The sequence below is a fragment of the Agromyces indicus genome, assembly GCF_031432295.1.
GTDB lineage: Bacteria > Actinomycetota > Actinomycetes > Actinomycetales > Microbacteriaceae > Agromyces > Agromyces indicus.
This window is the reverse complement of the sequence record NZ_JAVKGS010000003.1, coordinates 92,952-114,533: the sequence shown is the minus strand read 5'-3', so window position 1 is coordinate 114,533 and position 21,582 is coordinate 92,952. Positions and strand designations below refer to the sequence as shown.

20 protein-coding genes and 1 riboswitch are annotated in these 21,582 nt (G+C 73.8%); of the genes, 10 read left to right on the top strand and 10 right to left on the bottom strand.

Features of this window, described 5'->3' with window-relative positions:
• Positions 1–57: 57 nt before the first annotated feature.
• Positions 58–948: a formyltetrahydrofolate deformylase gene (gene purU / locus RH861_RS10330; RefSeq protein WP_248599198.1), complete on the bottom strand. Its 891-nt coding sequence runs from the start codon at positions 946–948 to the stop codon at positions 58–60.
• Positions 949–1,124: 176 nt separating this feature from the next.
• Here purU and RH861_RS10325 point away from each other — a divergent pair, with 176 nt between their 5' ends.
• Positions 1,125–2,387 (top strand): MFS transporter, encoded by a 1,263-nt coding sequence (locus tag RH861_RS10325; protein WP_310520919.1) that lies wholly within the window; start codon positions 1,125–1,127, stop codon positions 2,385–2,387.
• A gap of 242 nt (positions 2,388–2,629) precedes the next feature.
• On the opposite strand, the gene RH861_RS10320 is transcribed toward RH861_RS10325, so the two are convergent.
• Positions 2,630–3,808 carry an N-acetylglucosamine-6-phosphate deacetylase gene (locus tag RH861_RS10320; RefSeq protein WP_310520918.1) on the bottom strand — a complete coding sequence of 393 codons (1,179 nt, stop codon included), beginning with the start codon at positions 3,806–3,808 and terminating at the stop codon, positions 2,630–2,632.
• A gap of 73 nt (positions 3,809–3,881) precedes the next feature.
• Positions 3,882–3,963: riboswitch (ZMP/ZTP riboswitch) on the top strand.
• Positions 3,964–4,036: 73 nt separating this feature from the next.
• Between RH861_RS10320 and glyA the strand changes: the two genes are divergently transcribed.
• Both glyA and RH861_RS10310 read left to right on the top strand, forming a co-directional pair.
• Positions 4,037–5,353: a serine hydroxymethyltransferase gene (glyA, locus tag RH861_RS10315; RefSeq protein ID WP_310520917.1), complete on the top strand. Its 1,317-nt coding sequence runs from the start codon at positions 4,037–4,039 to the stop codon at positions 5,351–5,353.
• A 181-nt stretch (positions 5,354–5,534) separates the two neighbouring features.
• Entirely contained in the window at positions 5,535–6,422 is an 888-nt protein-coding gene (locus tag RH861_RS10310; protein ID WP_310520916.1) for a bifunctional methylenetetrahydrofolate dehydrogenase/methenyltetrahydrofolate cyclohydrolase, read from the top strand.
• Between the two features lie 3 nt (positions 6,423–6,425).
• Here RH861_RS10310 and RH861_RS10305 read toward each other — a convergent pair whose 3' ends face one another.
• Positions 6,426–6,908, bottom strand: a complete 483-nt coding sequence (locus tag RH861_RS10305) for a hypothetical protein (protein WP_310520915.1) — start codon at positions 6,906–6,908, stop codon at positions 6,426–6,428.
• A 347-nt stretch (positions 6,909–7,255) separates the two neighbouring features.
• A complete protein-coding gene (locus RH861_RS10300; RefSeq protein ID WP_310520914.1) occupies positions 7,256–7,870 on the bottom strand; it encodes a hypothetical protein in 615 nt (204 codons plus the stop codon).
• A gap of 147 nt (positions 7,871–8,017) precedes the next feature.
• Between RH861_RS10300 and RH861_RS10295 the strand changes: the two genes are divergently transcribed.
• The 3 genes from RH861_RS10295 to RH861_RS10285 are packed head-to-tail and all read left to right on the top strand — an operon-like array spanning position 8,018 to position 11,956.
• Positions 8,018–9,676 carry a cytidylyltransferase domain-containing protein gene (locus RH861_RS10295; RefSeq protein ID WP_310520913.1) on the top strand — a complete coding sequence of 553 codons (1,659 nt, stop codon included), beginning with the start codon at positions 8,018–8,020 and terminating at the stop codon, positions 9,674–9,676.
• A 16-nt stretch (positions 9,677–9,692) separates the two neighbouring features.
• Positions 9,693–10,565 (top strand): N-acetylneuraminate synthase family protein, encoded by an 873-nt coding sequence (locus RH861_RS10290; RefSeq protein WP_248599205.1) that lies wholly within the window; start codon positions 9,693–9,695, stop codon positions 10,563–10,565.
• Positions 10,562–11,956 (top strand): DUF6716 putative glycosyltransferase, encoded by a 1,395-nt coding sequence (locus RH861_RS10285; protein WP_310520912.1) that lies wholly within the window; start codon positions 10,562–10,564, stop codon positions 11,954–11,956. Before RH861_RS10290 ends, RH861_RS10285 begins: the two co-directional genes overlap by 4 nt.
• Here RH861_RS10285 and RH861_RS10280 read toward each other — a convergent pair whose 3' ends face one another.
• Together RH861_RS10280 and RH861_RS10275 are read right to left on the bottom strand one after the other, a co-directional pair.
• On the bottom strand, positions 11,957–12,496 hold the full coding sequence (locus RH861_RS10280) for a gamma carbonic anhydrase family protein (RefSeq protein ID WP_248599207.1): 540 nt from the start codon (positions 12,494–12,496) through the stop codon (positions 11,957–11,959).
• A 24-nt stretch (positions 12,497–12,520) separates the two neighbouring features.
• Positions 12,521–13,879 carry an APC family permease gene (locus tag RH861_RS10275; protein WP_374760975.1) on the bottom strand — a complete coding sequence of 453 codons (1,359 nt, stop codon included), beginning with the start codon at positions 13,877–13,879 and terminating at the stop codon, positions 12,521–12,523.
• 79 nt (positions 13,880–13,958) lie between these two features.
• Between RH861_RS10275 and RH861_RS10270 the strand changes: the two genes are divergently transcribed.
• The gene (locus tag RH861_RS10270) at positions 13,959–14,477 is read left to right on the top strand and encodes a YbaK/EbsC family protein (RefSeq protein WP_310520911.1); all 519 of its coding nucleotides are present in this window, start codon (positions 13,959–13,961) and stop codon (positions 14,475–14,477) included.
• Positions 14,478–14,507: 30 nt separating this feature from the next.
• Here the strand turns inward: RH861_RS10270 and galK are convergent, their stop codons facing one another.
• Both galK and galT read right to left on the bottom strand, forming a co-directional pair.
• Positions 14,508–15,668: a galactokinase gene (gene galK, locus RH861_RS10265; protein WP_310520910.1), complete on the bottom strand. Its 1,161-nt coding sequence runs from the start codon at positions 15,666–15,668 to the stop codon at positions 14,508–14,510.
• Entirely contained in the window at positions 15,665–16,816 is a 1,152-nt protein-coding gene (gene galT / locus RH861_RS10260; protein ID WP_310520909.1) for a galactose-1-phosphate uridylyltransferase, read from the bottom strand. Before galT ends, galK begins: the two co-directional genes overlap by 4 nt.
• Positions 16,817–16,898: 82 nt before the next feature.
• On the opposite strand from galT, the gene RH861_RS10255 reads away from it, so the two are divergent.
• Together RH861_RS10255 and RH861_RS10250 are read left to right on the top strand one after the other, a co-directional pair.
• Positions 16,899–17,729, top strand: a complete 831-nt coding sequence (locus RH861_RS10255) for a DeoR/GlpR family DNA-binding transcription regulator (protein ID WP_310520908.1) — start codon at positions 16,899–16,901, stop codon at positions 17,727–17,729.
• A 10-nt stretch (positions 17,730–17,739) separates the two neighbouring features.
• Positions 17,740–18,666 carry an aldose 1-epimerase family protein gene (locus RH861_RS10250; protein ID WP_310520907.1) on the top strand — a complete coding sequence of 309 codons (927 nt, stop codon included), beginning with the start codon at positions 17,740–17,742 and terminating at the stop codon, positions 18,664–18,666.
• Positions 18,667–18,676: 10 nt separating this feature from the next.
• Here RH861_RS10250 and RH861_RS10245 read toward each other — a convergent pair whose 3' ends face one another.
• Together RH861_RS10245 and RH861_RS10240 are read right to left on the bottom strand one after the other, a co-directional pair.
• Positions 18,677–19,855, bottom strand: coding sequence for a MarP family serine protease (locus tag RH861_RS10245; protein WP_310520906.1), 1,179 nt, complete (start codon positions 19,853–19,855; stop codon positions 18,677–18,679).
• Positions 19,856–19,961: 106 nt separating this feature from the next.
• Positions 19,962–20,627 (bottom strand): fasciclin domain-containing protein, encoded by a 666-nt coding sequence (locus RH861_RS10240; protein WP_310520905.1) that lies wholly within the window; start codon positions 20,625–20,627, stop codon positions 19,962–19,964.
• A gap of 181 nt (positions 20,628–20,808) precedes the next feature.
• Here RH861_RS10240 and RH861_RS10235 point away from each other — a divergent pair, with 181 nt between their 5' ends.
• Positions 20,809–21,495, top strand: a complete 687-nt coding sequence (locus tag RH861_RS10235; protein WP_310520904.1) for a DedA family protein — start codon at positions 20,809–20,811, stop codon at positions 21,493–21,495.
• The last annotated feature ends 87 nt before the right edge of the window (positions 21,496–21,582 follow it).

Genomic DNA, 21,582 nt, shown 5'->3' with positions numbered 1-21,582 from the left:
GCCGGCTGCGGCCGGTGGTCGGGTAGCGCCGAAGGCGCGTACCGAGACCCGCGCGCCTCAGCGGAAGATGACGGTGCGCTGCCCGTCGAGCAGCACGCGCCGCTCGGCGAACCACTTCACGGCCTGCGAGAGCGTGCGGCTCTCCTCGTCCTGGCCGATCGCGACGAGTTCGGCGACCGAGCGCGAATGGTCCACGCGCACGACGTTCTGCTCGATGATCGGGCCCTCGTCGAGGTCGCTCGTGACGAAGTGCGCGGTCGCGCCGATGAGCTTCACGCCGCGGGCGTGCGCCTGGCGGTACGGGTTCGCGCCCTTGAAGCCGGGCAGGAACGAATGGTGGATGTTGATGCACCGGCCGGCGAGCGCGTCGCAGAGCTCGGGGGAGAGGATCTGCATGTAGCGGGCGAGCACGACGAGCTCGATGTCGTGCTCCTCGACCGCGTCGAGGATCCGGCGCTCGAACGCCGCCTTCGTCTCGGGCGAGACGACCGCCTCGGACTCGAACGGCACGCCGTAGAAGTCGACCAGGTCGCGCAGCGTGCCGTGGTTCGAGAGCACGAGCGGGATCTCGACGGGCAACTGGCCCGCGCGCTGGCGGAAGAGCAGGTCGTTGACGCAGTGCCCGGCGGTCGACGCGAGCACGAGGGTGCGCAGCGGCCGGCCCACCTCGTCGAGGTGCAGGTCCATCTGCCAGCGCTCCCGCACGGGCGCGAGGGCGGCTTCGAGCTCGGCCCGGTCGGCAGGCGACTCCACCTGCACGCGCATGAAGAACCGGCCGGTGTCGTGGCTCGCGAACTGCTGGCTCTCGGTGATGTTCCCGCGCGCGGCGACGATCGCGCCGCTCACCGCGTGGACGATCCCGGGCCCGTCGGTGCAGCTCAGCGTGACGACCCAGTGGTTCAGGTGCGTGCCCGTGGCATCCGCGGTCTCGGTGGCATCCGTGATCATCCGGACAGCGTACCCGGCGGTCGCGCGACGTTTCGGGCGTTCAGCCGACGCACGGACGCCACGCGGTAGAATGCTCGCGGTCGTGCGGTCACCGCCGGCCCCGGGCGCGCACGTGAGCGCGTAGTCGACCCGCCGCAGGCATCGCCGCGAGCGGGGAACGCCGTCGGATGAACCTCATGCCGATCACCTCATCGTCGCGCGTCGCCGCGACCCCCACCGCAGCCCTGCCGTGGAAGCCGCTCATCGCGCTCGCCTCGGCGGTGTTCCTGTCCATCACCATCGAGATGATCCCGATGGGCCTGCTCCCCGAGATGAGCGCCGACCTCGGCGTCGGCGAGCCGCTCGTGGGCCTGCTCGTCTCGGTCTTCGCGTTCGCGGTCGTCGTGACGTCCGCCCCGCTCACCGCCCTCACCCGACGGATGCCGCGGCGCACGCTGCTCACGGCCGTGCTCGTCCTGCTCGGACTCACGAGCATCGCGAGCGCGCTCGTGCCCGAGTACTGGATGCTCGTCGCCGTGCGCGTGCTCGGCGGCGTCGCCCACGGCGTGTTCTGGGCGCTCGTCGGCGCCTACCCGGCCCGCCTCGTGGCCCACGGTCAGCTCGGCCGCGCCGTGTCGACGGTGCTCGGCGGCGGCACGATCGCCCTCATCGCGGGCGTGCCGATCTCGACCGCGCTCGGGCAGGCGCTCGGCTGGCGGCCGGTGTTCGTGCTCGTGGGCGTGCTCACCCTGGCAGGCGCGCTGGTGGTGCGTGCGGTGCTGCCGACGGATGCCGCGGCGCCGGCCGCGATCCGTCCGGCGACCGGCTCCACGGCCGCGATCCGCGTCTCGGAGGCCGGCGGCATGGCGGCCGTGCTCGCGGTGTGCGTCGTCACGGCGGTCGTGATGATCGGCCAGTACGCCGCTCTCACCTACGTCGCGCCGATCCTCACCGACGTCGTCGGCGCCGCGCCCGAGGCGGTCGCCCCGCTGCTGTTCGCGTCGGGGCTCGCCGGCGCCGCGGGCCTCGTGGTCGCGGGCAGTCCGATCGCCCGCAACAGCGTGCGCGCCCTCGTGGTCGCGATGACCGCGATCGCCATCGCCTTGGTCGTGATGGCCGCCGAGCCCGGCCTGTGGCCGGCCGTCATCGCCTACACCGCGTGGGGCTTCGCGTTCGGCGCGGTGCCGCCGCTGCTGCAGACGCGCCTGCTCCAGGCCGCCCCGCCCGAGCGACGTGACGCGGCCAGCGCCCTCTACACGACCGCGTTCAACATCGGCATCGGCGGCGGCGCGCTCCTCGGCGGGCTGCTGTTCGGTGCGTTCGGCGTGGGTGCGGTGCCGCTCGCGTACGCCGTCATGCTCGTCGCGGCATCCGTGATCGTCGTCGTGTCGTCGACGCGCGCGGCGGCCGGGCGCGCGCGCGTCGCCGCGGCGACGGGCTCGATCACGCCCTCGGCCTAGGGGCCGATACACCCCGAACCGGCCTCCTCGGCCAGATCACGGAATGCTCCCAGCGGGCTCACGGGTTCCGGGAGGCAGGATGAGATCGCGGCCGGAGTTCGGGCCGGCCGCGGTCGGCACGACCCGCATCGGGGGAACGAGGCGCGGGTTCGATACGCGGGCCGGGCGAGCGGAGACGAAGGGGAGCAGGCCTCCGCCCCGGCCCGAAGCCGACCGACGCGCGCGCCGCCGCATCGCGGGGATCAGCCCAGTCGCGCGCCCGCGCCCCAGACCGCGGTCACGGCGAGGTCGTCGTCGAGCAGCACCGCGTCGGCGGCGTATCCCGCGTCGAGCCGGCCGAGGTCGTGCGCGCGGCCGACGGCGGCCGCGGGCGTCTCGGTAAGGGCGGTCACCGCGTCCGCGAGGCCGATGCCGCACTCGAGCACGGCGCGGCGGAGCGCGGCATCCTGCGTCAGCGTCGAGCCGGCGATCGCCCCGCCCTCGGCCAGGCGCGCGATGCCGTCGACCACGTCGACCTCGAGCGACCCGAGCACGTACCGGCCGTCCGCCGATCCGGTCGCCGCCATGGCATCCGTCACGAGCGCCACCCGGCCCGCCGCCCCCGCGAACGCGAGGCGCACGACGTCGGGATGCACGTGCACGCCGTCGTTGATGACCTCGAGCGTGACGTGGTCGGCGTGCATGGCCGCGACCACAGGACCCGGCGCGCGGTGGTGGATGCCGCGCATGCCGTTGAACGCATGCGTGAGGATGCTCGCGCCCGCCTCGAATGCCGCGAGGGCCGTCGCGAAGTCCGCGCCGGTGTGGCCGACCGCGACGGCGACCCCCGCATCGACGAACCGCGCCGTCGCCTCGCTCGCCCCGTCGTGCTCGGGCGCGATCGTGATCTGCCGCAGCGTGCCCGCGGCCGCGTCCAGCAGCCGGTCGACGGATGCCGCATCGGCCCGCCGCAGGCGCGCCGGGTCGTGGGCCCCGCGGAAGTCGTGGTCGAGGAACGGGCCCTCGAGGTGCGAGCCGAGCACGAGCGGGTCGGATGCCGCGACGCGGGTGATCGCCCCGAGGCGGCCCTCGAGCTCGTCGATGCCGGCCGTCACGAGCGACACGACACTGCGGGTCGTACCGTGCGCGCGATGCGTCGCGAGCACCGTGCGGATCGCGTCCTCGCCGTCGTCGGCGGCGGCGCCGCCCCCGCCGTGGCAGTGCAGGTCGATGAACCCGGGTACGAGCCACCGACCCGCGGCATCCGTCACGGTCACGCCCCCGCCGGCGGCGCCGTCGCGGGGGAGGCCGTCGCGCCATCCGTCGCCGACGCCGCGTGCGGCGACCCGGTCGCCGTCGAACCGCACCCAGGCCTCGGGCACGACGTCGCCCCCGGAGACGAGGCGGGCGGAGTGGATCACGTCGACGCGCGGGGAGCTCACCCGCTCACGTTATCCCGCTGCGCGCGTCGGCGGATGACGCACGGCGTGCGGTCGCGGCATCCGTTGGTATGCTTGCGAGCGTCGCGACTGGCGTTGAGATGGGTGACCATCGGGGAGCGACTGGCACGGACCGACCGCACGCCTGGGCCGGTACGCGAAGCCTCGGGGCGCGAGTCGCGCACGAGGCGATTTCCGCAGGTCCGCATGTCATCTTCGAAGGAGCCAGTCTTGGCCGAATCACTCTCCACCGTCGCGCCCGGCACCGCCGCCGGCGCCGACTCCGTCTTCAACAAGCCGCTCGCCGAGGTCGACCCCGAGATCGCCGAGGTGCTCGAGCAGGAGCTGAACCGCCAGCGCCACACGCTCGAGATGATCGCGAGCGAGAACTTCGTGCCGGTGTCGGTCCTGCAGTCGCAGGGCTCGGTGCTCACCAACAAGTACGCCGAGGGCTACCCGGGCCGCCGCTACTACGGCGGCTGCGAGTACGTGGATGTCGCCGAGTCGCTCGCCATCGAGCGCGCCAAGTCGCTGTTCGGCGCCGAGTACGCCAACGTGCAGCCCCACTCGGGTGCGACCGCGAACGCGGCCGTGCTGTCGGCGATCGCGACGCCCGGCGACACGATCCTCGGCCTCGAGCTCGCGCACGGCGGCCACCTCACGCACGGCATGAAGCTGAACTTCTCGGGCAAGCTCTACAACGCCGTGTCGTACGGCGTCAACCCCGAGACGTTCCTCGTCGACATGGACGCGCTGCGCGACAAGGCCAAGGAGACCAAGCCGCAGGTCATCATCGCGGGCTGGTCGGCGTACCCGCGCCACCTCGACTTCGCCGCGTTCCGCGAGATCGCCGACGAGGTCGGCGCGAAGCTCTGGGTCGACATGGCCCACTTCGCCGGACTCGTCGCCGCAGGCCTGCACCCGTCGCCCGTGCCGCACGCCGACGTCGTCTCGACCACCGTGCACAAGACCATCGGCGGCCCCCGCTCGGGCCTCATCGTCTCGCGCGACACCGAGCTGGCGAAGAAGCTCAACTCGAACGTGTTCCCCGGCCAGCAGGGCGGGCCGCTGATGCACGTGATCGCCGCCAAGGCGACCGCGTTCAAGATCGCGGCCTCCGAGGAGTTCAAGGACCGCCAGGCGCGCACCATCTCGGGTGCGAAGCTGCTCGCGTCGCGCCTCACCGCCGACGACTCCCGCGCCGCGGGCGTCGACGTGCTCACGGGCGGCACCGACGTGCACCTCGTGCTCGCCGACCTCCGCACGTCGGAGCTCGACGGCCAGCAGGCGGAGGACCGCCTGCACGAGGTCGGCATCACCGTGAACCGCAACGCGGTGCCGTTCGACCCGCGTCCGCCGATGGTGACGTCCGGCCTGCGCATCGGCACGCCCGCGCTCGCGACGCGCGGCTTCGGCGACGCCGAGTTCGCCGAGGTCGCCGACATCATCGCGCTGGCGCTGCAGCCGTCGGCGGATGTCGCGGCGCTCCGCTCGCGCGTCGAGGCCCTGACCGAGGCGTTCCCGCTCTACCCGGGGCTGCAGCAGTAGTCCCGCGGAGCTCCGGGTCCGGCCGGCCCCATCGTGGTCCCGGCCGGCCCCGGAGCCTCCGGCATCCCGTCGCAGCGAAGGAGTCCGCTCTCGACACGCCGCCCGCGGCATCCGCCCCACGGCGTGTCGGCCCGGATCTCCTTCATCCCGCTCCGCTGACCAGCTCGGAAGAGGTACCCACATGACCGCGATCACCCTTGACGGCGTCGCCACGGCGTCGGCCGTGAAGTCCGAGCTGGCGTCGCGCATCGCCGAGTTGCGCGCCCACGGGGTGGTGCCGGGGCTCGGCACGCTGCTCGTCGGCGACGACCCGGCGTCGCGGTCGTACGTGGCCGGCAAGCACCGCGACTGCGCCGAGGTCGGCATCGAGTCGATCCGCGTGGACCTGCCCGCGTCGGCGACCACGGCCGATGTGCGTACGGCGATCCGCGACCTGAACGCGGCCCGCGAGGTCACGGGCTACATCGTGCAGCTGCCGCTGCCGACGGGGCACGACGAGAACGCGATGCTCGAGCTCATCGACCCGGACAAGGACGCCGACGGGCTGCACCCCACGAACCTCGGCCGCCTGGTGCTCGGCATCGAGGGCGACCTGCAGTCCCCGCTGCCCTGCACGCCCGCCGGCATCGTCGAGATGCTGCAGCGGTACGAGGTGCCGATCCGCGGGCGGCATGTCGCGGTGATCGGCCGCGGCCTCACGGTCGGCCGCCCCCTCGGCCTGCTCTTCACCCGCAAGGGGCTGGATGCCACGGTCACCCTCACCCATTCACGCACGGTCGACGTGGCCGACGAGGTGCGTCGCGCCGATATCGTCGTCGCCGCGGTCGGCGTGCCGCACATGGTGAAGCCCGACTGGATCAAGCCGGGCGCAGCGGTGCTCGACGTGGGGATCACGCGCGTGGCCGATGAGGAGACGGGCAAGGGTCGGCTCACGGGCGACGTCGATCCCGAGGTCGCGTCGGTCGCCGGGCACCTGTCGCCGAACCCCGGCGGTGTCGGCCCGATGACGCGGGCGATGCTGCTCGCGAACGTGGTGAAGGCGGCCGAGCTCCGGCTCAGCAGCCGCTGACCGCTACCCGCATCCGGGGCTGTTCGGGTGCGTGGTGCACGGCCCGGTGACGAGCACGGTGTCGAAGTCGCCGACGAGCACCGGCTGCGGCGCGCCCTGGACGGTGAGCGTGCCGTCGATCCACCGCCAGGCCGACCCGTCGAAGCGGTATTCGGCGACGTAGGTCACGTCGAGCCGGGCGGTGTGCTCGCCCTTGCTGCGATAGACGTGGCTCGTCGGCGTCGCGGTGAACTCGCGCTGGCCGAGCTCGGCCCAGGTCGCACCGGGATCCGCACTGCCGACGGTCGCGCCGTCGGAGTACACCCAGCGGTAGCCGACCGGATGGAACCGCACCTGCACCGGTCGGGCGAAGAGCGTGCCCGATCGCGTCACGGTGCCGGCCTCGGCGACGGCATTCGCCGGCAGGTCGACGACCGCCCAACCCGCCGGCTCGGCGGTGTGCTCGTGCGGCGCCGGCTGGAACGTGGCGACGTCGCGAAGCGTCACGGCCGGCTCGCCCGCCGGCGGCGGGGTCGGCTCGGCGCCGGTGAAGAAGCAGTCGGTCGGATTCGTGGGACTGCAGATGTCGCGCGGGGGAGCGGCGGGGCGAGTGGGTTGGGTGGTGCCGCCGAAGCCGATCCCCTCGGCGACCTGGTCCGGGTCGGGGCTGTAGCCGTCGACCGGATTGTTGTCCGTGCCCGGTCGGGCGTAATCAGCTACGACTTGCGCTGCGCCCTCGCCGGATGATTGGTCGGCGTCGAAGACGGCACCGATGTCCCAGGAATCAGCGTCGTCGGCGGTAGCAGCGACTGGCCCGGCAAGCGAGAGCGTCGCAACCGCCCACCCAGCCAGTCCTACTCGCAGAATGTGATGTCGGACCATGGCTCGGTGTCCTCGACGATGAGCTTGGACGGATCGTCTGGTCGGACCACGAAGGTGGCAACCAGAGCCGATACATCGCTGGTCCTCGGCTTGGTTACGTCCGCCCCAGAGGCATTGACTATTCGAACGCCAGACACGTCTCGGCAGAAGTACGCCGAAACCGTTGTGTCTTCTCCGGCCTGTTCCCAAGACATGAGGCGCGCTCCGTAGACATTGGTTGTCCCGGTCGTACGCAGCTGAGCCTCAGCCAGAGCCTCGAACTCCTCGACGAGTTGCGAAGCGGCGTTCTCGCTGACGACCTCCGTGATCCGCTCGGGGTTGGTGCCCCCTTCTGAGGCGATCCGCGTGGACATCTCGCTATAGGCCTCATACGCCTCCACCGCCGCCGCGAGCGCTTCCTCGTCCGACGCGAAGATCGGCTGGTCGGTCGCGGCGGCGGACGGGGCGGCCGTGGAGGCGCGGGGCGCGTCGCCGTCCGGCGACGCGCAGGCGGCAGTGCCGAGCAGCAGGGCGCACGAGAGCACGGCGGCAGCGGCGCGGGGGTGCGGCATCCGTCTCGAGGGCCTGGCGGGGGAGGCTTCGGGCATGCGCTCCACCGTAGGCGACGGCGGCGCGGCGGGACGAGGTTATCCCCAGCGCACGGGGGCGCGGCGGCATCCGCTCGCTGCCTGAACGACGTCGGACGTTCACCGGGCGTGCACCGGGCGGACGAACGCCGCGCATAGCTTCGCGGCATGAGCACCGACCTCACCGAGGCGACCGCCGCCGGCGCGAGCGCGAGGGGACTCGCTCGGAACGGCTCCGGCGGGTCGGGGGACCTCGCCGGCGCGCCGGGCGACCGCGCGGCGACCGGCGGCGGGTCGGGAGTGGACGCGCCGGCGCGCACGGCCGTCGCGGTCATCCCGGCGCGCGGCGGCTCGCAGGGGTTGCCCGGCAAGAACGTGGCCCGAGTCGGCGGCGTGCCGCTCGTCGCCCGCGCCGTGCACGCGGCGCTCGCCGCGGAGCGCATCGGACGCGTCGTCGTCACGACCGACGACGACGAGATCGCCGACGTCGCACGCGCAGCCGGCGCCGAGGTGGTCGCGCGACCCGCCGAACTCGCGAACGCCACCGCGTCGAGCGAGTCGGCGCTGCTCCACGCGCTCGAGGTGCTCGACCTCGTGACGCCCCGCGCGGCCGCGAGCCGCTCGCCCCAGGCGCCGGCGCCGGCGCACGTCACGGTCTTCATCCAGGCGACGTCGCCGTTCATCGACCCCGCCGACCTCGACGCGGCGGTCTCCCGGGTCGAGCGCGGTGAGCGCGACGTGGTGTTCGCGGCCACGCCCACGCACGGCTTCCTCTGGCGCGAACGCGCCGACGAGGCCGACGGGGCCAGTGCGGTCGGCGTGAACCACGACCCGGGAAACCGCCCGCGGCGGCAGGACCGCGCGCCCGAGTACCTCGAGACCGGCGCGTTCTACGCGCTTCGCACCGACGGGTTCACCGCGGCCCGGCACCGGTTCTTCGGTCGCATCGGCATCCAGCCGGTGCACGCCGACCTCGCGATCGAGATCGACGACGCGGCCGACCTCGCCCGGGCGCGCGCGCTCGCCGCGCGCATCGACCGCCGGCTCGCCGGGGCCCTCGCCGCGGCGCAGGCCGCGCGGGCTGCCGGCAGCGGCGTGAGCGCGGCCCGCGGCGCGGCGTGGCCGGCCGACCCGCGGCATCCGTTCATCGACGTCGACGCGGTCGTCACCGACTTCGACGGCGTGCACACCGACGACACCGCCGGGCTCGACGAGCTCGGCCGGGAATCGGTGCGCGTCTCACGGGCCGACGGCGCTGGCGTGGCGCGGCTGCGCGACGCCGGCATCCCGGTGCTCATCCTCTCCGCCGAGGCGAACCCGGTCGTGAGCCGCCGCGCCGAGAAGCTCGGCGTCGACTGCGTGCAGGGGCTCGCCGACAAGGGCAGCGCGCTCCGCGAGTGGGCGGCGACGCGCGGCATCCGCCTCGACCGCATCGCGTACCTCGGCAACGACCGCGGCGACATCCCCGCGCTCGACCTCGTGGGCTGGCCCGTGGCGGTGCCGGATGCCGCGCCCGAGGCGCTCGCCCGCGCCCGGCACGTGCTGCAGCGCCACGGCGGCCACGGCGCGGTGCGGGAGCTGGCCGAGCTCGTGCTCGCCGCCCGCGAGGCCAGGGCGACCGCGGCGACGCGTGGCGGCGCGGCGCATGGCTCCGCCGCATCCGTCGACGACGACTGGCGGGGCGAACGCGACGCCCGCGCCGCCGCCCGCGAGGCGCGCGAGCTGGAGCCCGCCCACCCGACCCGGTTGCAGCGCGAGGCGATCGCCGCGGCATCCGCTCACCCGCCCGCTGCGCCGCCGGCGCCGGAACCCGCCCCCGCACCCTGAACGAGAGCGAGCCCACATGTCCGTGCGCATCGGCCACGCCGCCATCGGCGAGTACGAGCCCGTCTACGTCATCGCCGAGATCGGCCTGAACCACAACGGCGACGTCGAGCTCGCCAAGCGGCTCATCGAGGTCGCTGCGCGGGCCGGCGCGCAGGCGGTGAAGTTCCAGAAGCGCACGCCCGACCTCTCGACGCCGGAGCACATGAAGCTCACGCCCCGCGAGACGCCGTGGGGCACCATGACCTACCTCGAGTACCGGCACCGGGTCGAGTTCGGCCGCGACGAGTACGCGGCGATCGCCGACCACGCCTCGCTGCACGGGCTCGACTGGTTCGCGTCGCCGTGGGACGCGCCCGCCGTCGCCGACCTCGAGTCGTACGGCGTCGTCGCGCACAAGATCGCGTCGGCCTCGGTCACCGACCTCGAACTGCTCGAGGCGGTGCGCGACACCGGCAAGCCGGTCATCCTCTCGACGGGCATGTCGACCCTCGACGAGATCGACCGCGCGGTCACCGTGCTCGGCACCGAGAACCTCGTCATCATGCACGCCACCTCGAGCTACCCGATGCCGCCCGAGGAGGCGAACCTGCTCATGATCCCCGCGCTGAAGCGCCGCTTCCCTGGGGTCCCGATCGGCTACTCCGGGCACGAGCGCGGCCTGCAGATCTCGCTCGCGGCCGTCGCACTCGGCGCCGTGGCCGTCGAGCGGCACATCACCCTCGACCGCACCATGTGGGGCTCCGATCACTCGGCCTCGCTCGAGCCGCAGGGCCTCGACCACCTCGTGCGCGACATCCGCATCATCGGCGAGGCGCTCGGCGACGGCATCAAGCGCGTCTACCCGGGCGAGGAGGCGCCGAAGGCCAAGCTCCGCCGGGTGCTCGCGTGACGGATGCCGCGACGCGCGACGCGCGCGGGGGCCGCCGACTGCTCGTCGTCGCCGATTCCGACTCGTACGTGAAGTGGGGCGCCGCCCTCGCATCGACCCTGCCGAGCGGATGGCGCACCCGCCTGGTCGTCATCGCCTCGCCCGTGCAGCCGAGCCCGCGACAGCTCGCCGACGCGCTCGCCGGCACCGCGTTCACCACGGAGGCCGCGCACGCGCGCCACCTCGACGACCTCGACGCCGAGCTCGACGCCTTCGACCCGCACGCGGTGCTGCTCTCGCTGCGGGGACCGTTCGTCCGCGTCGTCGCACCGCGCCTGAACGCCCGCCCGAACCGGCCGGTGCTCCTCAGCGGATTCCCCGGGCTCACCATCCCGGCCGTGCCGAAGGCCGTCGTCTACCGCGAGCAGACCGACCTCGTCGTGCTGCACAGCCGCCGCGAGGTGCGCGACTTCGAGGCGAACGCGTGGGCGCTCGGCGTCGACCGGATGTTCGGGCTCGCCAACCTCCCGTTCCTCGCGACGGACGACCGCGAGGCACCCGGGCGCGAGCGCACCGATCTCGTGTTCGCCGCGCAGGCCAAGGTGCCCACCGAGCGCGCCGACCGCGTGAAGCTGCTCGCCGCGCTCGCCGAGCTCGCCCGGCGCCGACCCGAGCACCGCGTCGTCGTCAAGGTGCGCGCCCGCGCGGGGGAGGCGCAGACCCACGCCGAGGAGCACGACTACGCCGACCTGCTCGCCGACCTCGACCGCGTGCCCGCCAACCTCGTCGTCGAGGACGGCCCGATGGCCGCGCACCTCGCCCGGGCCGCCGCGCTCGTCACGGTGAGCTCGACCGCCGCGCTCGAGGCGATCGCCCTCGACCTGCCCGTGCTCCTCCTCGACGACTTCGGCGTCTCGCCGGCGATGATCAACACCGTGTTCGAGGGGGCCGGCGTGTTCGGGTCGACGACCGACCTCGTCGCGGGCCGGTTCCGGTACGCGGATGCCGCGTGGCTCGCCGACAACTACTTCCACGAGCCGCACGAGTCCGACTGGGCCCGGCGGCTCACCGCGCTCGTCGAGGCGCGGGAGATCGTGCCGCTGCCACCGCTGGAACGCCGCCACGACCTGTGGGGCGGCGCGCTCCGTGCGGCGTTCGAGCGCCGGCGCATGCTGGGCGCGTTCGACCGCTCGCTCGCCGGCACGCTCGCGTGGGGCATCGGCGTGCCGGTGCGGGCCGTCGTGCGCCGCGTCCGGCGGGCGCGGCGAGCACTGCGGCGCTGGACGGCGACGGATGCGGCGCGGGTCGCCGAGCCGCTCGCACCCGTCCGGCCGGAGGCCGCGGCATCCGCTGCGACGGCCACCGCGCCGCCCAGCCGGGACGAGACCGTCGGGGCCGGCTCGCGCGACTGATCAGTCGACGGGCGCCGTATGCCGGTCGACGTGCGCGAGGTACGCCTCGGCGTTGCGGCGGATGCCGGCCTGCTCCTCGGGCGTCAACTCGCGGCGCACCTTGGCGGGCACCCCCGCGACGAGCGAGCCCGGCGGCACCACCGTGCCCTCGAGCACGACCGCGCCGGCCGCGACGAGCGAGCCCGCGCCGATCACCGCCCCGTTGAGCACGGTCGCGCTCATGCCGATGAGGCAGTCGTCCTCGACGGTGCAGCCGTGCAGCACCGCGCGGTGGCCGACCGAGACGCCCGAGCCGATCGTGACCGGGTAGCCGGCGTCGACGTGGCAGACGACGCCGTCCTGCAGGTTCGAGCGCTCGCCGAGGGTGATCGGCTCGGCCTCGGCGCGGAGCACCGCCGTATACCAGACGCTCGACCGCGCGGCCAGGCGCACCTGGCCGACGATCACGGCGCCCGGAGCGACGAACGCGGTGTCGTCGATGTCGGGTGCGGGCACGTCGGCGATGGTCAGGATGCGGGCGGACGGGTCGGCGGCGGTCATGCGCCCCAGCCTAGGCCCGCTCCGTCAGCGACGGCGGCCCGCTCGAAGACGGATGCCGCGCACCGCCGCCCCGACCGCGAACACCGCCACGCCCGCCGCGATCGAGACGAGCGGAAGGGTCATCACGAGCACCACGCATCCGATCGCGCCCGACCACGACACCCACCGGGGCACCAGCCGTTCGGCGGCGGGCTGGGTCAGCGCCGACCAGTTCGCGACGAGGTAGTACACGAGCACCCCGAACGACGAGAACCCGATCGCGCCGCGCAGGTCGGCGACGAGGACGAGCACGATGACCGCCGCGCCGACGGTGAGCTCGGCGACGTGGGGCACGCCGAACCGCCGGTGCACCCGGGTGAGCGGATGCGGCAGTTCCCCGTCGCGCGCCATCGCGAAGCTCGTCCGGCCGATGCCGGCGATGAGGGCGAGCAGCGACCCGAGCGCCGCCACTCCCGCAGCCACGCGAACGACGGGATCGGCCCGGGCCCAGCCGGCCGCGACCACCACGTCGGCGAGCGGCGCGGGCGATCCGGCGAGGGCGACGGCGCCGAGCGACCCGAGCGCGGCGGTGCCGACCGCCGCGTAGACGACGACCACGACGCCGAACGCGATGCCGATCGCGCGTGGGATGGTGCGCGTCGGATCGCGCACCTCCTCGCCGAGCGTCGCGATGCGGGCGTAGCCGGCGAAGGCGAAGAAGATCAGGGCAGCGGACTGCAGCACGCCGTAGGCGGCGGCGAACGGCGTGGTTGCTGCGTCCGCGCCCATGCCGGTGCGGAGCTCGTACACGCCCGTCGCCGCTGAGGCGGCCGCCCCGCCCCACCCCGCCTCCGCGATCGTCGCGACGCCGGCGGCCACGACCACGACCAGCACCGCGAGCACGGCCGACACGATCACCGTCGCCGCGCGCGCGGTCCGCGTGACCCCGAGCACGTTGACGCCCACGAGCACGACGACCGCGGCGATCGCGACCGGCTTCTGCCACTGGCCGGGCACGAGGTAGGCGGCGGCGGTCAGCGCCATGGCCGCGCAACTGGCGGTCTTGCCGACCACGAACCCCCAGCCGGCGAGGAACCCGGGCCACGCGCCGAGCCGTTCCCGCCCGTACCGGTAGGCGCCGCCCGCCTCGGGATGGCGCACCGCCAGCTGCGCGGTCGATCCGGCGTTGGCGAACGCGACGAACGCCGCGACGACCAGCCCGGCGAGCAGCCACCCGCCCGCCGCCTGTGCGGCGGGAGCCCACACCGCGAACACGCCCGCACCGATCATGGCGGCGAGCCCGATCGCCACCGCGTCGCGGAGACCCAGTCGTCGGGCCAGCCGGCCGGACGGCGTTCCGCCCGGTCCGGGCTCGGGTGTCGGCTGGGGCGCGTCGCGGCTCACGGTCGCACCCTATGCCAGTGCGGTGAAGTCCCGCGGCGGGCGTGGCGGATGCCGCGACATCCGCTCGTAGGATCGACCCATGTCCGCCGAGCAGACCGCGCCCTCGCACGCCGCCGTCGACCGCGTCATCGCCGCCCTCGAGGCGCGGGGCGTCGAGCCCCGCGTGGTCTGGTTCGGCGACGCCGTGACGACGGCGCAGCTCGCCGCCGACGCGCTCGGCGTCGAGGTGGGCCAGATCGCGAACTCACTGGTCTTCACGCTCGACGACGAGCCGATCCTCGTGCTGACCTCCGGCGCGCACCGCGTCGACACCGACTGGCTCGGCGAGCGCCTCGGCGGCCGGATCGGGCGCGCGTCGAAGGAGGTCGTGAAGGCGGCGACCGGGCAGGTCATCGGCGGGGTCGCGCCCGTCGGGCACCCGGCGCCCGTGCGCACGTTCGTCGACGTCGACCTCGCCCGCTACGACGAGGTGTGGGCCGCGGCCGGGCATGCCAAGACGGTCTTCCCGACCACGTACGACGAGCTCGTGCGCCTCACCGGCGGCACGCCCACGCCCGTCGAGCCCGGGTCCGCGGACGAACCGACGCGGGAGGCGTGACCTCCGCGCGGCCCGACGCCGGAACGCGGCTCAGGCGTCGCGCCGCGCGCCCTGCGCCGCGTGCACCGTGAAGATCGCGGGCTCGCGGAAGCGGCGCTCGGCGAACGCCTCCTGCACCTTGCGGGCGACCACCGGCACGAGGTCGTCGATGACGAGCGCGATCGCCGCGCCGCCGAAGCCGCCGCCGGTCATGCGCGCGCCGATCGCGCCGTTGGCCTGGGCGGTCTCGACGGCGAGGTCGAGCTCGGGCACCGAGATCTCGAAGTCGTCGCGCATCGACACGTGCGAGGCGTCGAGCAGCGGTCCGATCGCGCCCGGGCCCTGCTCGCGGAGCGTGCGGACCGTGTCGAGCACGCGCTGGTTCTCGGTCACGACGTGCCGCACGCGGCGGAAGGTCTCGTCGTCGAGCAGCTCGCGAGCCCGGTCGAGGTCGTCGACGTCGAGCCACCGCAGCGACTCCACGTCGAGCGCTCGCGCACCCGCTTCGCACGACGCCCGTCGCGCGGCGTAGCCGCCGGTGGCATGCGAGTGGCTGACGCGCGTGTCGATGACGAGCAGCGACAGGCCGGCCTCGGCGAAGCCGAGCGGGATCACGTCGGCATCGAGGCTGCGGCAGTCGAGGAAGACGGCCGAATCCGTCTCGCCGAGGAGCGACGCGGACTGGTCCATGATGCCCGTCGGCGCGCCGACGGCGCGGTTCTCGGCGAGCTGCCCCACCTTCGCGAGCGTCGGCCGGTCGAAGCCCAGCGCCCAGTGCTCGTCCAAGGCGAGGGCGACGGCGCATTCGATGGCGGCCGAAGACGACAGGCCGGCGCCGACGGGCACGTCGGAGTCGATGTACAGGTCGACGCCGCGCGCGTGCGCCAGGTCGGCGCCGAACTCGGCGAACGCCCACACCACGCCGAGCGGGTACGCCGCCCAACCCGAGACCGCGTCGGGCGAGAGCTCGTCGAGGTGGACCTCGACGGTCCCGGGCGAGAACGTCGAGGCGACGCGCACGAGGCGGTCGTCGCGGTCGCCGACGGCGACGGTCGTGCGCCGGTCGATCGCGAACGGGAAGACGAACCCGTCGTTGTAGTCGGTGTGCTCGCCGATCAGGTTGACGCGGCCGGGAGCGGACCAGACGCCGACCGGGCGACGCCCGTACTGCTCGGCGAAGCGCTGCTGGGCGGATGCCACGGCGTCGGTCACAGTTCGACTCCTTCGATCGCGTCGCGCAGCGCGCGTGCCTGGGTCTCGGGCGGGACGTCGCCGATCCAGGCGCCCATGGCGGCCTCGGAGCCGGCGAGGTACTTCAGCCGCTCGGCGGCGCGGCGCGGGCTGGTGAGCTGCATGGTGAGGCGCACCTCGTCGCGGCGCTCGTGCACGGGCGCCTGGTGCCACGCGGCGATGTAGGGCGTGGGGGTGTCGTACAGCCGGTCGACGCCGCGCAGCAGGCGGAGGTACAGGCTCGCGAGCTCGGCGCGCTCGGCCTCGTCGGTCGCCGCGAGGTCGGGCACGTGCCGGTGCGGCATGAGGTGCACCTCGATCGGCCAGCGCGCGGCGAACGGCACGAACGCGGTCCAGTGCTCGCCGGCGATGAGCACGCGGTCGCCGCTGCGCTCCCGGTCGAGGATGTCGGCCTGCAGCGTCGGTCCGTACGCGTCGATCGAGGCGAGCAGCCGCTCGGTGCGCGGGGTCACGTAGGGGTACGCGTAGATCTGGCCGTGCGGGTGGGGGAGCGTGACGCCGATGTCGCGGCCGCGGTTCTCGAACGGGAACACCTGCTGCACGCCGGGCAGCGCCGACAGCGCCGCGGTGCGGTGCGACCAGGCCTCGATCACGGTGCGGGCGCGCGAGACCGTCTGCGTGCCGAACGACCCCTCGTGCTCGGGGCTGAAGCAGACGACCTCGCATCGGCCGTGCGACGGGGACGTGCGGTCCAGGCCGACGGCGCGCAGCTCGGCGAGGGCGGATGCCGCGGCATCCGTCGACTCGCCCCAGCCGGGCAGGTCGGGCCCGAACGACGGCGAGCGGTTCTCGAACACGGCGACGTCGTACGTGCTCGGGATCTCGGAGGGGTTCGTCTCGGTCTGCGGCGCGAGGGGATCGGCTTCGGCGGGCGGCAGGAACGCCCGGTTCTGGCGTGCGGCGGCGACCGAGATCCAGTCGCCGGTCAGCGGGTCCTGGCGCATCTCGGCGGTCCCGGGGCGCGGGTCGAGCGCTCGCGCGTCGACGGCGCGCTCGGTGCCGAGCACGGTGTCGGCATCGTCGAAGTAGATGAGCTCGCGCCCGTCGGCCAGGGTCGAGCGGCGCACCGCGATGCGCGGGTCGAGGATGCCGGGTTCCGTCTGCTGCACGCCGACACGCTACGCGATCTTCGTTTCGGAAACAAGCGGGTTTCGTATTGCAAAGTGCGCTTCGCCTCGCGATGATGGGCCCATGGAACCCGACCGACCGCCCCGCGACGCCCGCCGCCGGCGCACCCTCGCCGCCGACCTCGTCGTCGAGCGCGGTTTCGTGCGCGTCATCGAACTCAGCGAGTCCTTCGGCGTGACGCCCGTCACCGCGCGGGCCGACCTCGACGCGCTCGAGCGCGAGGGGCGCGTGCGCCGCGTGCACGGCGGCGCGGTGCCGGCCGGAGCCGGCCCCGACGCCCCGCGACCCGACCGCGAGCCGACCTTCGAGGAGGCCCTCGAGGCCTCGGTCGTGCCCAAGCAGCTCATCGGGCAGCGCGCCGCGGCCCTCGTGCGGAGCGGGCAGAGCATCATCCTCGACGTCGGCACCACGACCCTGCAGGTCGCGCGCGCCCTGCGGGCCCGCACCGACCTCGACGACCTCACGATCTTCACGAACGGCCTCTCGATCGCGCTCGAGCTCGAGCCGGAGATCCCGCGCTTCTCGGTCGTCGTCACGGGCGGCACGCTCCGGCCGCGCCAGCACTCGCTCGTGCACCCGCTCGCCGCGTCCGTGCTCGACGAGGTCCACGTCGACCTCGCGTTCCTCGGCTGCAACGGCGTCGACGCGCGCCACGGCGTCACCAACGCCAACCTCCCCGAGGCCTCGGTCAAGGCGCTCATGCTGCGCCGCGCGCAGCGTGCGGTCGTCGTCGCCGACGCGTCCAAGCTGGGCGAGGTCCACCTCGGCCGGGTCGCCCCGGTCGACGCCTTCGACACGCTGGTGACGGATGCCGCAGCCCCGGCCGTGCTCCTCGGCGAGCTCCGCGACGCGGGGCTCGAGGTCCTCGTCGCCCACGGAGCCGAGCAGCCATAAGGTGGAGTGCATGACCCTCCCGACGGGCGAGCAGTTCGAACTCGAGACGACCACCTCCACCGGCGATGTCCGCGCGACCGTCACGGCCGTCGCAGCGGGCCTGCGCACGCTGACGATCAACGGCATCGACCTGGTGCCGTCCTACGGCGAGGACGAGACCCCGCCGTCGGGCTCCGGGATCGTGCTCGTGCCGTGGCCGAACCGCATCCGCGACGGTGTCTGGACCCACGAGGGCACCTCGTACCAGCTCGCGATCACCGAGCCCGCCCGCAGCAACGCGATCCACGGCCTGCTCCGCTACACCGAGTACACGCCCGTCGAGCAGGACCGCGACTCGGTGACGCTGAGCGCCACGATCCACCCGCAGATGGGCTACCCCTTCACCGTCCGCACCGCCGTGCGCTACGAACTCGTCTCCGACGGGCTCAAGGTCACGCACTTCCTCGAGAACCAGGGCGGCGAGTCGGCGCCCGTCGCGGTCGGCACGCATCCGTTCCTGAAGATCGGCGGCGTCCGCACCGAGGACCTCGTGCTCCGGCTCCGCGCCGCCAGCCACATCGAGGTCGACGACCGGCTGCTGCCGACGGGCGAGATCTCGGTCGAGGACACCCCGTGGGACTTCCGCGAGGGGCGCCGCGTGGGCGACCTGCAGCTCGACGACGCGTTCGGCGAGCTCGCCTCGGTCGACGGCACCGTCGAGCACACGCTGACCGCGCCCGACGGCCGCTCCGTCTCGGTGTGGGCCGACGACGAGTTCGCCTACGTGCAGGTCTTCACCACCGACAGCTACCCCGGCGAATCGATGGCGATCGCCGTCGAGCCGATGACCGCGCCGGCCGACGCCTTCAACTCCGGCAAGGGCGTGCGCTGGCTCGACCCGGGCGAGCAGTGGGAGATCAGCTGGGGCATCCGCTTCGCCGGCTTCACCGCCGAGTAGCCCCGCGGGGTCAGTTCACGCAGCTGCCGGAGTCGACCTGCTGGCTGAGCGAAGGAGCCTGGTCGGCGAGGGGTGCCAGCGCGCCCACCGGCACCGCGAAGCCCACGTTGTCGACGGTCTGCGACTTGGCGAACACCACGCCGCCGACGAGTCCGTCGCCGGTGAGCACCGGTCCGCCCGAGTTGCCCTGGTCGACGTCGGCGGCGAGGGTGACCACCTCGCGCGACGAGGTGGTCCCGTCGACCGAGATGGTGAGCGGGCCGTTGGCCATCACGCGAGCGGGGCGGAGCTCGAGCGGGCCGCCGTACGGGTAGCCGGCCACGGCCGCGTCCTCCTCGGCCGCGGGCGGCTCGGCGAGCCCGAGCGGCGTCACGCCGAGGCCGTCGGTCGCGATCAGCGCGAGGTCGTTGTCGGGGTCGAACGCGACGACGCGGCCCGCGACGGGGTTGCGGCCGGGCGCGTGCACGATCGGCTCGTCGACGCCGGCCACGACGTGCGCATTGGTGACCACGCGGTCCTCGGCGACGACGAAGCCCGATCCGGTCAGGTTGCCGCCGCATTCGAAGGCGAGTCCGGTGATGCGCACAACGGATGCCGCGGCCGCGGACAGCTCCGGATCGTCGACGCCGCCCGTGGGCAGCTCAGGCGCGACCGAGGGGCCGTCGAGGACGCCCACCAGCCACGGGATCGCCTCGCCGACGGCCGCGCCGCGCAGCTCGGCCATGAGCGACCGCGCCGGCTGCGGCGTGATCTGGTCGATGCCGCGCACCACCCACGAGTTCGCCACGGCCGGTGACACGACGGGGACGCCCATGGTGGACACTCCCGCGCCGACGAGGGCGATGACGAAGGCGGTGACCATGGTGTTGCCGATCGCGCCGAGGACGCGGTCGAGCGGACCGAGCTTCACTGCGTCGGCGCCGCGTCGCAGTCCGCGCCCGATCGCGCCGCCGAGCGAGGCCCCCGCGACGAGGAGCATGATGGCGATGGCGATGGCGACGGGCGCGCGCCACTCCGGGGCGGGGATGAACGACACCACCCACGGCATGGCGAAGTAGGCGGCGATGCCGCCCGCGATGAGGCCGAGCAGGCTCGCGGCGGTGCGGAGCAGGCCGGCGCGCCATCCGTGCACGAGCGCCCCGATGAGCACGAGCACGAGCGCGACGTCGAGGATGATGCTCCAGCCCACTCGGTCTCCGATCGCTCACCGGGAGCCTCAAGCCTCCCGCATCCGCCTCGGAACGCGCTGAAGGCGCCCGGGCCGGAGCCCGGGCGCCTTCAGCCGTGCGCGTCGGTTACTGCGGAAGCAGCACCGTGTCGACGAGGTAGACGGTCGCGTTGGCCGTCATGACGCCGCCGCAGATCACGTTGGCGTCGTTCACCATGAGCTCGTCACCCGAGCCGGTCACCTCGACGGTGCCGCCCTGCACGGTGGTCTGCGTGCCGCTGACCTCGTCCGGCGAGAGCTGGCCGGGAACCACGTGGTACGTGAGGATCGAGGTGAGCAGCTCGCTGTCGGTCTGCAGGGTCTCGATGGTCGCGGCGTCGATCTTCGCGAACGCGTCGTCGACGGGCGCGAAGACCGTGAACTCGTCGCCGTTCAGCGTGTCGACCAGGTTCACGTCGGGGTTCAGCTCACCCGAGACCGCCGAGACGAGCGTCGTCAGCAGCGGGTTGTTGGACGCCGCGACCGCGACCGGGTCCTGGGACATGCCCTCGACCGAGCCGGCGCCGTCCGGCACCTGCTCGGCGTAGTCGGCGCAGCCGGGGCCGACGAGGTTCGCGGCGGGGTCCGCCATGCTGTCCTCGGTCTCCATGGGCTCCTCGGACATCGTCGTCTCGTCGTCGGCGGCCGGCTCATCGGTCGAGCCGGCGCTGCATCCGGCGAGGCCGAGCGCGGCGACGGCCACGATCGAGAATGCGGCGAGCGTGGTGCGCTGCGTGCGGAACGTGGTTCGCATCGGTTCTCTCCTTCGGTGTGCGGCCCGCCCCTCGGGGCCGTCATGGTGGGGTTCGGGGCGGGCGACGAGACGGTTTGGTGAGGCTTCGGCCGGGCGTGTCGGCCCGGCGACGGCGAGCGGATGCCACGGCGCCGTCGCCTCGGTCAGGGTCCGTCCATCGGCATCCCATACGCTCGAACGCATGACGACGACCCCCATCGCCGCCGCCGAACCCGAACTCACCGGCCTCGCCGCGTGGGCCGTGGACCTCATGGAGACGCTCGGCGCTCCGGGCGCCGGCCTCGCGATCGCGCTGGAGAACCTCTTCCCCCCGCTGCCGAGCGAGGTCATCCTCCCGCTCGCGGGCTTCACCGCGAGCCAGGGTTCGTTCAGCCTCGTCGAGGTGCTGTTCTGGACGACGCTCGGGTCGGTCCTCGGCGCGGTCGCGCTGTACACGATCGGGCGCGTGCTCGGTCGCGAGCGCACGCGGGCCATCATCAAGGCGGTGCCGCTCGTCGACGTCGCCGACGTGGATCGCACGGAGCAGTGGTTCCTCGACCACGGGAAGAAGGCCGTCTTCTTCGGCCGCATGATCCCGCTGTTCCGCAGCCTCATCTCGGTCCCGGCGGGCGTCACCCGCATGAACGTCCCGCTGTTCCTCCTGCTCACGACCGCGGGAAGCCTCATCTGGAACACGGTCTTCGTCCTCGCCGGCTTCTTCCTCGGCGAGAACTGGGAGGTCGTCGAGCCGTGGGCCGACGCGTTCCAGGTGCTCGTGATCATCGGCGTGGTCGTCGCCGTGGCCGCGTTCGTCGTCAAGCGCGTCATCCGCAACCGCGAGCACCGACGCCGCATCGCCACGGGTGAGGACACCCCGGGCGGCATCTGACCCCGTCCGCCCGGTCCCGCCCTTCCGCCGCGGGGCAATCCTCGCGAGCCTCCGCACCGAACCACCTGCGAACCCGACCGCAGGAGC